The sequence below is a fragment of the Victivallis sp. Marseille-Q1083 genome (assembly GCF_903645315.1).
Lineage (GTDB): Bacteria > Verrucomicrobiota > Lentisphaeria > Victivallales > Victivallaceae > UMGS1518.
Map to the genome: position 1 here is coordinate 785,292 of NZ_CAHJXL010000002.1, position 12,284 is coordinate 797,575.

12 protein-coding genes are annotated in these 12,284 nt (G+C 54.6%); 5 read left to right on the forward strand and 7 right to left on the reverse strand.

Translation table 11 applies throughout. From position 1 onward, the window contains the following. The 5 genes from HWX74_RS19275 to HWX74_RS19295 all read right to left on the reverse strand — a co-directional run bounded on the left by HWX74_RS19275 (position 1) and on the right by HWX74_RS19295 (position 4,059). Complete coding sequence (locus HWX74_RS19275) at positions 1–744, reverse strand: radical SAM protein (protein ID WP_176015175.1); 744 nt, start codon at positions 742–744, stop codon at positions 1–3. Between the two features lie 4 nt (positions 745–748). Continuing rightward, positions 749–1,681 (reverse strand): ABC transporter substrate-binding protein, encoded by a 933-nt coding sequence (locus HWX74_RS19280; protein WP_176015176.1) that lies wholly within the window; start codon positions 1,679–1,681, stop codon positions 749–751. Next, positions 1,674–2,369 carry a type II secretion system protein gene (locus HWX74_RS19285; RefSeq protein WP_176015177.1) on the reverse strand — a complete coding sequence of 232 codons (696 nt, stop codon included), beginning with the start codon at positions 2,367–2,369 and terminating at the stop codon, positions 1,674–1,676. Before HWX74_RS19285 ends, HWX74_RS19280 begins: the two co-directional genes overlap by 8 nt. Before the next feature lie 263 nt (positions 2,370–2,632). Then, positions 2,633–3,616, reverse strand: a complete 984-nt coding sequence (locus HWX74_RS19290; RefSeq protein ID WP_176015178.1) for a glucose/sorbosone family PQQ-dependent dehydrogenase — start codon at positions 3,614–3,616, stop codon at positions 2,633–2,635. Continuing rightward, a complete protein-coding gene (locus tag HWX74_RS19295; RefSeq protein WP_176015179.1) occupies positions 3,595–4,059 on the reverse strand; it encodes a PQQ-dependent sugar dehydrogenase in 465 nt (154 codons plus the stop codon). The genes HWX74_RS19290 and HWX74_RS19295 overlap by 22 nt, the downstream gene beginning before the upstream one ends. Positions 4,060–4,601: 542 nt before the next feature. Between HWX74_RS19295 and HWX74_RS19300 the strand changes: the two genes are divergently transcribed. The 3 genes from HWX74_RS19300 (at position 4,602) to HWX74_RS19310 (ending at position 8,680) form a co-directional block, all read left to right on the forward strand. Beyond that, entirely contained in the window at positions 4,602–5,705 is a 1,104-nt protein-coding gene (locus tag HWX74_RS19300) for a GntR family transcriptional regulator (RefSeq protein WP_176015180.1), read from the forward strand. Between the two features lie 89 nt (positions 5,706–5,794). Then, positions 5,795–6,565, forward strand: coding sequence for a type II secretion system protein (locus HWX74_RS19305; RefSeq protein ID WP_176015181.1), 771 nt, complete (start codon positions 5,795–5,797; stop codon positions 6,563–6,565). Positions 6,566–6,664: 99 nt separating this feature from the next. After that, complete coding sequence (locus HWX74_RS19310) at positions 6,665–8,680, forward strand: hypothetical protein (protein ID WP_176015182.1); 2,016 nt, start codon at positions 6,665–6,667, stop codon at positions 8,678–8,680. 53 nt (positions 8,681–8,733) lie between these two features. Here the strand turns inward: HWX74_RS19310 and HWX74_RS19315 are convergent, their stop codons facing one another. Both HWX74_RS19315 and HWX74_RS19320 read right to left on the reverse strand, forming a co-directional pair. Then, positions 8,734–10,464 carry a glycosyltransferase family 39 protein gene (locus HWX74_RS19315; RefSeq protein ID WP_176015183.1) on the reverse strand — a complete coding sequence of 577 codons (1,731 nt, stop codon included), beginning with the start codon at positions 10,462–10,464 and terminating at the stop codon, positions 8,734–8,736. A gap of 334 nt (positions 10,465–10,798) precedes the next feature. After that, positions 10,799–11,287 carry a hypothetical protein gene (locus tag HWX74_RS19320; RefSeq protein WP_176015184.1) on the reverse strand — a complete coding sequence of 163 codons (489 nt, stop codon included), beginning with the start codon at positions 11,285–11,287 and terminating at the stop codon, positions 10,799–10,801. Between the two features lie 183 nt (positions 11,288–11,470). Here HWX74_RS19320 and HWX74_RS19325 point away from each other — a divergent pair, with 183 nt between their 5' ends. Then, on the forward strand, positions 11,471–11,956 hold the full coding sequence (locus HWX74_RS19325; protein ID WP_176015185.1) for a hypothetical protein: 486 nt from the start codon (positions 11,471–11,473) through the stop codon (positions 11,954–11,956). Continuing rightward, on the forward strand, positions 11,949–12,230 hold the full coding sequence (locus HWX74_RS19330) for a hypothetical protein (RefSeq protein ID WP_176015186.1): 282 nt from the start codon (positions 11,949–11,951) through the stop codon (positions 12,228–12,230). The genes HWX74_RS19325 and HWX74_RS19330 overlap by 8 nt, the downstream gene beginning before the upstream one ends. Positions 12,231–12,284: the final 54 nt, after the last annotated feature.

Sequence of the window (12,284 nt, forward strand, 5' to 3'; positions counted from 1 at the left end):
TCAGACTCCGGCGACGATCCGGACGTCGAACCGGTCATCGCGTGTGGTCAGGTCCAGCGCTTCGGCGCCGGTCAGATGGGAACTGGCGACCTGCGACAGATAACTGCCGGCCAGTTGCCTGGCTTCAACCATTTCCACTTCGGAAGGGCGCCGCCACGGCTGGCCCGGCACCGGAATATAGCCCATGATATGAAACGGGATGGACGGATCGAGTTTCGCCAGGTAGCGGGCCAGGCCTTCCAATTCCCCCAGGCCGACCAGTTCGGGAATAAAAACCAGGTTGGCGCTCATCTGCAGTCCGGCGTCAAAAGCGCGGGAAAAATTGTCGTAAATCAAGGTCTTCGGCCGTCCGGTGAGCCGCCGGTGAAGCGTTGCGCTCCAGGCTTTGAAGCCGACATTGGCGCCGTCGAGCCAGGGAATCGGTAGGCGGCTTCCGTTGGTGTGGCCGAGCCTGGTCGTTGCGCCGAGTTCCTGTTTGGCGAACCGGAGCATCGCGTCGATTTCCGGGGCGATGGTCGGTTCGCCGCCCATGAAATAAACTTTGGCGGGCCGGAGGGTACGCAACGTTTCCCGCTGGGCGGCGATGGTCAGAAATTGTGCCGGTTTCGGTTCGGCAAAACCGGGCCGTCCGGCGGCGCCGCTGCGGAGCTTATAGCTGCAGAACGGGCAGTGAAAGGTACAGCCCCAGTTGTGCAGGGTGGCGAAATCGTATTTTTCGTTCCAGGTGATCCGATAAAAAGACATGTATTTACCTCATTTGGGCTTGCAGATATTCGACGGCTTCCAGCGGCGCGATTCCTTCGGTGATCAGCCGGCGCGGCACCGGGTAAATCCGGCGGTGCCGTACCGCCGGAATCGACGCGAAACCGGGCCGGGCGGCGATCTCTGCCGGATTGCCGAACCCTTCCGGATAAAAGATGATTTCCGGGGCGTTTTCAATGATTTTTTCGGCGCTGGCCAGGCCGGTCCGGGCGAAGATGCTGCGGCCGCCGGCAGCACGGAGCAGGTCGCCGATATAACTCTCTTCGCCGGCCGCTTTGCCGGGTGAATAGAGTTCGAAATAGACCGGAATGCCGGCGTTTCCCGCTTCGGCGGCGATTTGCGACAGCTCCCGGCGGAAGGTGCTGGCAAGAGCCTGGGCCTGGGCCGTTTGGCCGGTCAATTCCCCCAATTGCCGCAGGAAATCCGGGTATTGATTCAGGCGCAGAATTGGCAGCACCTCCACCCGAAGTCCGGCGGAACGGAAACGGGCGGCAGCCTCTTCCTGATAATACCAGAGAATGACACAGTCGATTTCAAGTTCGGTAATTTTTTCCAGCGAGATGGCGGCACCCTTGCCGATTACCGGCGGCGGAGGCGCATCGGCGGCGATGAGTCCGTATTCATCAATGGCGGCCGGCGGAAGATCAAGCCGGGTCAGGACGGCGGTGGCGGCGGCCGAGAGCGAAAGGATGCGGTTGGGGGGCCGCTTGGATTGTTCCGGCGCACAGCCGAACAGCAGGACCAGCAACAGCAGAACCGGCCAGCGCTTATGCCGTTTCGTCAGGAAGTGTTTCCCGCAGTCAGGAGGACAACATTTCCGCTTCGGTGCAATCGGAGCGGCCAGTGAAACCGCTTCGCCGGCCGTTGTCGGGCTGCCGCCTTTTGATGCGGGCGCTGGAGAAGGGATCGCTTTAATCATCAAATGTACCGTCCCAGGCATTCCGACAATCCCAGTATCGATATGGCGCCGATTCGAATTTCAAGGTTGAAACGTGACCGTCGGCAAAGGCGGCGTTGAAATTGTGTGCGGCGCCGGGGTGGCGGAACGACAAATTTTTGCAGAAGCCGTCGGCCACGCCGGTTTCGCCGCCGACATCGCCGAAGAGCGGGGATGCGATCGTCGTACCGATGTAATAGGCGCCGGCATCGGCGACGGTGACGAATTCCGAAGGGGTGGCGATCAGTCCGGCATTGATGCCGTACCAGAGTTTATAAGCGTTTTGATTTTCATAGCCTTTGGAATAACATTGATTGATTCCATAACTCAATTTATTGACATCGCTGCTGCCGTAGACAACTTTGCGGTCCTCGGGACGGCTGTCGGCGGCACAGACAAAAACATTTCCGGCGCTCTGTTCGCTTTTGGCGGTCAGATAGGGCACCAGCAGATCCACCCAGCGGACCCCGGATTTGCTGACCGGCGGCGTGAAGTTCCAATCGGCGGTATAGCTGAAATAGGCCATTCCCTGCTGCTTCAAATTGCCGAGGCAGTGAATGGTGACGGCTTTGCTTCTGGCCGTCTGCAGCGCCGGCAGCAGTAAACTGGCGAGGATGGCGATGACTGCGATGACGACGAGCAGTTCCACCAGGGTAAAAGTAGGTTTCATCGTTTTTTTTATCTTTCCGGATTTTTATTGCTCCTTATTTCTTACCATAATGGTTAGAGTAGCTGTCAGTCAAGATCGTTTTTTTAAATATTGCGATTTTTTTCTTATGCAAGACTTGAATTGACGGCGCCGGATGGTCAGCGTGACGCCGTCATCCGAAAGACAGTCTGCCGCTGCCTGCAGGGGGCAAAATAGAGAATGCGAAGGGAGGCCCGGCCGGGGCCCCCCTTTGCATTCGTATTGGTCCGGCAACTGAAAACGGATTAGTTCTTTCCAGTATAGTGAAAGACGAGAATGCTCCCCGGATTTTTCATTTCTCCGGTAGGAATGAGCGCTTCGTCCAACCCGTTGCCGGCATTGTCCGTGATGACAAAGAGCCGCTCCCCGCTCGGGTCGATTGCGGCGCCCCGGTAACGGTTCCGGCTATGGAATTCTTTATCCACATCACCCTGGACTTGGCGGCCGCTGTCGCTCAATCTCACGATATAGACGGCGCCGTTTTTGAGGGCGGTGACGATCAGCGAATTGCGCCAGGCCGGCACCGCTGCATCCTTCGGATAATACAGAATGCTGGACGGCGCAATGGTCGGCCAGTCGATATAATCGAGCCCGGCGTCGGCACAGCGCAGATCGCTGTAATCATAGTTCCCGGGGACGGTGTAGAAGGTTTTGAGCGGTTCTTTGAAATTGGGCGCATTCCAGTCGGTCTCCTGCTGTTTCGGCACATCGTCGGGAATGAGGTTGGCATCCCATTTCAAGTCCTTGCAATTGGGTGCGGCGGAATAATTGGCATAGACATAACCGTGGTTATCGCGGAAACCGGCCACCTGCGGCCAGCCGTAATTGCCGCCGGCTTCCAGCAGGTTGATTTCGTCGTCCGAGGATGGCCCATGCTCACAGGAATACAGAATACCGTCCGGACCGAATGTCAGGCCTTGCGGATTGCGGTGCCCGTAGGTGAAAACGTGACTGCGGACCCCGTTCAGGACCGGATTGTCCTCGGGGATGCTGCCGTCGGGGTTGAATCGCAGAACTTTGCCGACATAAGCGGTCCAGTCCTGGTTCTTCACCTCTTCGGCCGTGGGCAGCCGCTGGGCTTCGATCGGCAGACAGGCATTGCCGAACTGGTTGTGCCCCATTTCTCCTTTGGACAAATACAATTTGCCGTCCGGCCCGAAAATCAGACGGCCGCCGTTATGATCGTTGCCGGCCGGCATTCCGTCGATCAGGATGACCGGATCGCCCATCGTCTGCCGCTTGGCATCATATAACGGGCGATGCGTCCCTGGCGTTGGCCGTCGACGCGGTGAATGTAGTAGACATACAAAGAATCATTGCCGCCGCCTTTGAGCAGCTCCGGCGATAACGCAAAGCCGAGGACGCCTTCGTGCGGCGTATCGGGATAAGCTTCGTCGATGGTGCCGACAACTTTCTTTTCGCCGGTATCCGGGTTGACGCGGGTGATTCGTTTTCCGGCCCGTTCCGAGACCCAGAGCCAATTGTCCGGTCCCCACACCAGATTCCATGGCGAATCAAGCCCTTCGGTCAAGACATATCCTTCGAATTGCGTCAGAGGCAGTTTTTTGAATTCTCCCGCATTCGTGCCGGTCGGAACCGTCGTCCCGCAACCCGCCGCCGCCAAGCACAGCGCGGCCAGAATGCCGCCCATTCCCGTTCTGCGAATCCACATGATCAACTCCTCCTTCAGTCTCAATCTTGTTATTCGGTTTTGCCAACCAAAAAGTAAAAACCACGTTATCCATCACGCAGTTTCTTAAACTATAATACGGAAAATATTCAATTCAAGATTTTTGTCGAATGATCTCGGTTGAATGATTCATCTTTTCATGGAGAAATATAGCAATATGGAAAAAAGTCTTGAATAAAAAGTGACAATTCCGGGAATGGCTTTTCCGGATCTTGTGATAGTCAAACCAGTCTGCTGGCCGGTGACGATATCATGTGTATCGCCTCGTCGACCGGGTGAGAACGGATTTTACCAGACTTCCGGTCATTTGATTAATGGATTGCCGGGAAGGCGTTTTTTTTTGAAAATGACGATTCTGCCGATCCAGAAAGGGTGGCAGATGAAAGGTATTGTGACAAAATAATGTCCATTGCATTGAGCTTATTTGTCCATTGTAAGTTCAGTGTTGTTGTTTACGCCTCTTGACAGATTGCCAAAAATTTGCTAAAATATGAAAAAGAAAGCAATAAGGGGGCCAAAAGGCAATGTTGGAGCAGCTCGAAAAAAGGCGTTATACCTGCCGTGATATTGCTCGGGAACTGGAAACTTATATTGTCGGCAATCAACTGGCCGAAGGCGTGGCTTTGTCCAGTACGGTCGATATCGCCCGGCGCTATGACGTTTCGGAAAAAACCGTTCACCGGGCCATCGGGCATCTGGTGGACAAGGGGATGGTTTACCGGGTGCGCGGCAATGGGACTTATGTCCGCAATGCCTTGAGTACCAGCAATAGTTTGCGGATCGGTATTTTTGACTTCACTTGTGCGACGATGGAAATTCCGGCGTTGGACCGCTTGGCGTTCGACAATGAAATGCAGGAATTTTATCATGCGCTGGAAAGCGGCGGTCATTCGGTGGAGTTATTTTTCGACTCTTCGCCGGCGAATGTCCGGGCGTTGTTGCGCGTCAACCTTGAGGCATTTGATGTGATCGTGGTCAAAGCCGGTTATCTGGATAATCTGGATGCCAGAAGGAAATTGCTTGAAACCAAAACCAAAATCATTTTGTATGGCGACGACGCTTTCAATTACGGTCCCTGGCATCAAGTCTTTTACGATTACCGGAATGGCTTTAAAAATGCTTTGCTTTATCTATGCGATCGGAAATTCAAGGAGATTTTTGTTGCCGGCTGCATGGGGTTGATCACTTGGGAACGGCGTTTCGGTGCCTTGGCTGGGATCGCAGACGAAATCGGTTTTGGCGCAGAACATCTGCATTTGATGCCAGGACCGGTCAATTTCGATTTGCCGGTGTTGTTCGGCAGGGAATGCGGTAAATATTTCCTCCGTCACTTTAAATGCAATACCGCCATTGTTTCTTTGAGCGATTATCTAACCGTCGGCATCATGGATGCGTTGAAAGATCATGGTTTGCAATTGGGCCGTGATGTCATTCTGGTCAGTTATGACAATTTGCTCCGACAATTGCCGTCCTTTACCAGCAAATGTCATTTCAGTTCGATCGTTCACCCGTTACCGGCGGCTTATCGGCAGATGTTGAAATTGGTGACGGAAGTGGCGTCGGACCGACACAATGAATATTTCCGGGCCTACGCCATCGCCGCCCATGATTTTATTTATGAAGATTAGAAAGTGATTGGCAAACGGTAACTCTATTTGTGCAAAAAACAAACAACCGGTAGATTAAAAAAATCCAACATTCAGGAAAGGAAAACAAAATGACGAAGAAAAATTTTACATTGATTGAATTGCTCGTCGTGATTGCGATCATTGCAATTCTTGCCAGTATGTTGCTGCCAGCTCTGGGCAAGGCGAAAGCTACGGCGCAGATGATCAAATGCCGCAGCAATTTGCGGCAATGTGCTCTATTTGCCAATATGTATCAATTGGATTATGACGATTACCTGATCGGCTACTGGACTTACCCGGCGGAAGCCTTCGGCGGCCAACCGGCATCCGCCTGGATCAGTTGGCAGGTGACGCTCCAGCACTTTTACGGCGCGCCGAAAGAGTTGTTTCTCTGTCCATCTTCTTCGTCGGCGAGCTGGGATGAGGCCGACAATCCGATTGCCCCCAAGCAGCCGAACACCACGATCGGCCTTAATTTCGGTACTTTCGGCTACAGCTTTTCACATGGTGATGCCCGTCATGTCAAGGCCGCCACGGTATTAAGCAATTGTAAAGACGGCAATATGCCGCTTTATTTTGCCGACACGCCGTCATCAAGTCTGAATGGCAGTGGAACGCATTATGCCGGGGATTACTTCAATGTCACCAGTGTGAATACCAGTCTGGGCAACGATTCATTCTTCACCGGCGGCAACCAGTGCGACCGTTGGTATCCGATGGCGGCCATTCATTCCGGCATGCGGGTAAACGCCGCCTTTATGGACGGCAGTGTGAACGGTTTGACGCCGGCGGAGATTTGCGCTGACTGGCAGAAGTATTGCCGGCCGGTCCAGGTGGGCGGTGCCTGGATGGCCGAATAGCGCGGTCAAACGGGCGATCTATCAAATCCGGGAGGTGACGGCCGATAAAAATATCGGCCGCCAGCCTGGGCCGGTCATGAAAGATTGAGGAGGAAGAAAATGATATTGAGAGTTTTCCTCTGTCTGCTGTTCCTGGGCAGTATGATGCTTGGATGTCCGGGAATGGCCGACGCATGGAGTGACTATACGGTTGGGACAAAGGATAATCCGCTGAAAGAGGTATTGATCAACGGTAATTTTAACCGGGGTACTGAAGGCTGGAACCTCGGGGAAGAATTTCGGGCGACCATGGGAGGGCGCAGTGACACCGGGGCGTTGCAATGCGTTCGGCAAGAAGATGAAAAATATACGTTGGCCACCCAGCCGGTTGAATTGCGCCCGAATACCCGCTATCGCCTGAGCGGTTGGATTCGAACCGAAAATATGACCGGGGAGGGGGCGATCTTCTGTATCGAATGGTATGAAAACGGTCAGTATGTCGGTGGTCGTTACAGGCCGGGAGTGACCTCGAACGACTGGACGCTATTGACGGATGAATTTACGACTGTCGACAATCCGCAGGCCGAATATCGGGTCGCGCTGCTGATCCGGAAGGGGAGTACCGGAACGGCTTATTTCGATGACTTTTCCCTGGTGGAGAATCGCCCGGTCTGGAATTGCTATCTGATCAATCCGCAGCCCAATGCTCTGACGACGGAAGGCGGTCAATTGGAATTGGGCAGTATCGTGGTCGGGAAGTTCGAATATGACCAATCCGCCACGCCGGAACTGGCGTGCCGGTACTGTCTGTCGGCCGGCGATGGCCGGATATGGGCCGAAGGAACGGCAGAACTTGGAGTCGACAATCGATTCGAATTGGTGTTGGACGCCTTGCCGGCCGGGGAATATCGTCTGCGTTGTCAATTGGTTGACCGGACCAACCAATTGATCCTGGCCGAAAAAATTTTGCCGGTGGAAATTGTCACGCCGGCCCAGTTAAGTGGTCGGCGGGTCAGAATCGATCGGCTGGGGCGGACGCTGGTTGACGGCAAGCCCTACCTGCCGCTGGGCCTTTATTTCAGCAATGTCAATCCGCAGAATCTGGCGGAAGTGATCGACAGTCCGTTCAACTGCATCCTGCCTTACAGCAGCGCCAATTTGACGTTGCGCCGGGACGGCAAGGCAGACCGGGACAGCATCCGGGAAGTGCTCGACTATCTGGCGGCACATGAAAAGATGATCATCTTTTCACTCAAGGATGCTTACCCGGACACTCAGTGGCAATTGAGCGAATGGAATGGCGTGAAAGGTTGTGATGAAGTGGTCGCGGCGATCGTCGAGACCTATAGAGACCATCCGGCGCTTCTCGCCTGGTACAGTTGTGATGAAATGGAGTCGGCACGGGCCGGGGAGTTGTTCGCGCGCCGGGAGTTGCTGCATCGATTGGATGACAATCATCCCTCCTGGGCGGTATATTACCAGTATAACGATTTCCCTTTTTATGTCGGCGCCCAGGATATCATGGGCGTGGACCCTTATCCGATTGTGGCAAAAACTTCCCGGGATCAAAAAGTGGTGCTGCGCCATCTGGAACAGGTCCGGCAATTGCAGCGGAGCCGGAACGGAACGGTGGCGCTGTGGGTGGTGCCGCAGGCTCACAACGTCGGCATTTACCGGAAAGATGACAGTTTGTTCCATACCGACTACCGTTATCCGACCCGGCAGGAGATGTTGTCGATTGCGCTGCTGGAAGCGATTTATGGAGCCAGGGGATTCGTGTTTTATTCTTACTTCGATCTGCTGGCCGGACCGGATGAAGACCAATATCGAATCCGCTGGCCGGAACTCAAGGCCGTGGCGGCGGAACTGAAAGCGCTGGAACCGTTCCTCTTGTCGAAGTGGCCGATCCGCACTCCGGCGATCGGAACAGAAAGCGGAGAAATCAATGCCGGAACGTTCCAGAGCGATGACGGCCGGACTGCGGTATTGATCAGTGCGATCGGTCCCGGTCCGGCTGAGGCGACACTGGAGGTCGGGATTGTCGGGCTGCAAAGCCGTTGCGGCAACACGACTGAAATTGCTCCCGGTGTCTACCGGTTTGCCGGAGAGGATATCTGCGGCGATATTTTGCGTTGAAATGAGGAATACCGCCGGCGGCCGTCCTGCTGCTCCGGCCGCCGGCGGTTCTTTTATGGTTGAGTCACTGACAGCAGCACTGCCGGGTATTGGTGATTTTCGACCGTCTTCAGCAGTTCCCGGTAACCGCCCGGCCGGCGCTGCAGCAGATTTTCGGCGCATTCCGGATCGGTCAGCACATAATCGCAGGGAGGCAATTCTTCGTCGGTGGTCACGTAACTGTACGGCCGGTCGATGAAGAAGATCAACTCCGTATTGAAGTCGTCGTAAAAGACCAGTCGCTTGCCCGGTTCCATGTACTGCCTGGCCTCTTTGGCGAAGAACTTGACCGTCTTGAAGCCGTCGGTGCCGGGTTGGATGATCGCATGGTAACAACTGAAAATTCCCAGGATGATGATGGCGACGCCGGTGAACACTTCGAAAAATTTCCGTTTCTCCAACAGTTTTCCGAACCAGAACAATACGCCGAGCGTGACGGCCAGCGCCGGGATTACCCACAGCAGGTGATCGTTCAGGAAATTGCCGATCATGATCATCGTCATGCCGTCGCGCCTGGCCAGGTGCGGAATCCGGTCATCGACCGCCATCTGGCCGATGGTTTCGATAACGCCGAAACCGTTGAGCGCCATCATCAGCAGGCTCAACGCGCCGATGCCGTAAAAGACAATCTGCCAGCGCCGGTGCAGCGCCGGCGGATTGCTGCAGAAACGGTCGATCGCCCGGGCGGTCAGGATGGCCAGCGCCGGGTAGAGCGGCAGCAGATAATCGCCGCGTTTCAAGGCCGACAGCGTGAAAAAGAGAAAACCGGTGATCACCCACATCGCCAGAAAGACGGTGTCCGGCCGGAAACGCAGTTTCCAGAGGTTTTTGCGATAGCCGATCAGCGCCAGCACACTGACCAGCGACCAGGGCAGGGCGCCGGCCAGCAGTTTCGGGAAATAATAAAGCCAGGGCATCCGTTCGCCGTTGCGGTAGGTCGACCCGATGCCGGTGAAGCGCCGGATATTCTGGTCGAGCAGGAATTCGCGGAAAAATGCTCCATCGGTACGGATATTTTCCTGAATGTACCAGGGCGCCGTCACCGCCAGGAAGAGCAGCGCGCCGCGGCACGGCCGCAGTTCCCAGATCATTTTCCAGCGCCGGCTCCACAGCAGCATCCCCAGCACGACCAACCCGGCCAGCAGCAGCGCCAGCGGTCCTTTGAAAAGGACGCTCAAGCCGAGCAGCAGATAAAACAGGTAAATACGCCAATTGGCCTGCCATTGCTGAAAATAGCCGAAATACAGAAATACCATCGACCAGGTAAACGCGCCGGCGAAAGTCATATCGATGTGCGCCAGCCGGGCGAGGTTGGCAAAGGTTGCCATCGAACTGAGGACCACGACGCTGATACAGGCGGTTCGTACTCCGTAGATGCGGCCGGCCAGCAGCGCCGCTCCCAGGACGGTCAGCAGCGCCGCCAGCGCCGAAGGCAGCCGGACCGCCCACTCCACCGCGATGATATCCGGGTTGCCGTCCAGATGGAATAAGGAACCGAACGCGGCGCAAATCCAGTAATAAGCGATCGGCTTCTCGTTGTCGATCCCGCCGGGAAAATGCATGTTCATCCAATCCCCGCTGCGCAGCATCTGCCGGGCGATGATGGCGCTGCGGCCCTCCTGGGCGGCGTAAATGCCGTCGGCGCCGAGATTGATGAAGAAAATCGCCGCGGCGAAAAGCAAGGCGGCATAGAACCATTTCTGACGGAAAAGCTGCTTGAAATTGAAAAGAATCGTCTGCTCCATTGTTCTCCTCTGGATTTGAAAATAGCCGGTGAAATATCGCGGTAATATACCAGCGGAACCTCCAAAAAGCAAGATGGTCTCAATCTTGAAAAAAATGATGAAAAAAATCAGTAAAAATTATTACTCTTTCAGTTGTTTCCAGGCAAAAATCATTGTATAGTATATACGGCTGTGAGCGTACATATGGAAGAGTTTTGATCAATGAGAAGAGAAAAGACTGGTGCTCGACATGCTGAACCGGCCGTACAGATTACGGCGAACCTGAACTTGAAAGCCTGACCCCGGGGAGTTTTCTCCAAGGCGTCAGGCTTTCAAATTTGTTTGGGGACCGTTTTCAAACCAGCAGCACGATGCGGCGCTGGCAGTTGGTGCATTCAATGTTCTGACCGACGTATTCCTTGCCGCCCTGATATTTCTGGCCGCAATAGGGACAGAAGAACGTATAAAGAGTCTCCTTCTTTTGCGAAGGATCCATCGGTTGATAATTGAGCAGTTCGTTGTTCAACGCTCCCATGATTTCCCGCAGATGGTTTCGGCGTTTTTCCGGCGGCCGCACATTGTTCAACAACGCTCCGGTCGGATTCGGCACGGTCAGAATGGTCACCGCGGCAGACTGATTGTCACAGTTGGAAACCGTGATGGTCAGCTCCTCGACCGAAGAAAATAAAGCGCTCTGTGCTTTCAGGTGAATGCTATGCTGTTCGGCGTCAAGGCCGACGGTTTCGAAGCCTTCCAGTTTTTCGATTGCGCTCTGAAGCGCCTGGAAGGTATCTTCCAACGAATAATTGACCTGAAATCTGCTTTCCTGCTCATTGCTGCTCATAGCGACTCCTGCGGCGTGGGTTCATACTTTCCTGATTCTAAACAATGCCATCGAAATCGATGAAATACAACCAAATTCATCATTTTTTCATAAAAATTGGCCTTTTTTTCTTTTTGCGGTTGAAAATGGATTAAAATGGAATATAATGGAATATAATGGAACGAAAAAGAGGAAAACTGCGTCATGTTGCCTTTTTGCGGACAGGACAAATGTTCCGTCGATGCCAACGGGCGAATCAAGTTGAGTCCCCGTCTGATCGAGGATTTCATGGCCCGCTGCAGCGGCGAGGTGGTGATGCACTGCCTGCCGGAAGGCGCGATCGCGCTGTATCCGGAAGAGGTCTTCCTCGAAATGCGGCGGCAGGAGACGCAGCCGATGGAAAAGATCGGTTCGAGCCTGGTCCTGCGGCGTTCGCTGCGCCGGTTCGGCGCGATGAGCCTGCCGGATAAAATCACCCGGCAGGGACGGCTGACCATTCCGGCCAGTTTTCGCGCGCCGACGTTGTTGACGCCCGGCGCGGATGCTTATGTCATCGGCATTGAAATCGGTGCGGAAATCTGGAATGCCGCCCGGTGGAATGAAGAGATGGAATTGATCGCCCGGCATCAAGTTGACCGGGGGGAATTTGAAATGAACCTGGATTTACGAAAGGGAAGTGAAAATGATTGAAAAATTGCGTTGTTCACGGCCCGGTATGACCTTGAAGCAATGTCATAACCGCTCTGTGGTTTTCGGCTTGATTGCCCTGGCGTCGATTCTGTTGCTGGGGTCGGTGGAATCCGGTGTGGCGATGAAGCGGCAGGGGCCGGTGACAGCCGAGGTGGCCGCCCGCCAGTCTCAAACTTTTCTGAATGATTTGCCATCCGGCGACCAGGCTGCCTGGCGGCGGGTGATCGACCGGAATCCCTTGCTGCTGATCAAGCTCAACAGCAACCCGAAGTAAGAGCAGGCGAACCAAGCGGTGTTCAGGTTGATTTGTTTCCGATTCCGGTGTATG